Annotated in this window: 1 pseudogene; it reads left to right on the forward strand. The window is 29.5% G+C overall.

From position 1 onward, the window contains the following. Positions 1-377: 377 nt before the first annotated feature. Positions 378-823: pseudogene (locus tag C1H58_RS12470) on the forward strand (transposase); the annotation flags it as partial.

The following is an 823-nucleotide window of genomic DNA, read 5'->3' on the forward strand; positions in this document are numbered from 1 at the left end:
CTCTAAGCACATACTAAATCATTATATATTATAATTATACAATAAACAATTTATGTTAAATATTTTAAAATTATTGTAATAAAAGAGCTTTCGATATTATGATGAACTAAATACCTATACTTTTTATGATTTTGCTACAAGTATTTACATTTAAAAAGATAATTGGCGTAAGTTAGCATATCTGCAGTTAAAAATTTAAATCATTTATCTATCAACAATCAAACTCATATTACTGGTATCCTGCTAAATCAAATATTCACATGTATTATTACTAATGCGTTCAAAAAAAGGCTGGGCCATAATTCCTTGCCAAAAAAATAAAGTCCTCACGTATAATAATGAATAACCACAAACAAAATGATACGGAGGAACTTTATATGTATAAAAATTATAACATGTCTCAACTCACACTACCAATCGAAACGGAAATTACATTTCCAGAAAATGATGTTTCTACTATTATTAATCATCTTGTTGAGTCCATTCCTGATGCAGAATTCAATGACTATTACAATCATAGAGGGCCCTCTTCTTATCATCCAAAGATGATGTTAAAAATACTTCTTTATAGCTATTCTCAATCTGTTTTTTCAGGACGAAAAATAGAATTCCTTCTTAAAGATAGCTGTCGCCTCATGTAGCTTGCCCAAGGGCAAACACCGTCTTACAGAACTATAAATAGGTTCAGAGTGAATCCACATATGATGGGAATTTTACAAACCTTATTTGTTGGTTTTAGAGCTCAGTTGATCGAAGATAAATTAATATCTGAAGATGTTGTTTACATCGATGGAACTAAGCTTGAAGCAAATGCCAATAAATA

The organism is Staphylococcus sp. 191 (assembly GCF_011174885.1).
Classification (GTDB): domain Bacteria; phylum Bacillota; class Bacilli; order Staphylococcales; family Staphylococcaceae; genus Staphylococcus; species Staphylococcus coagulans.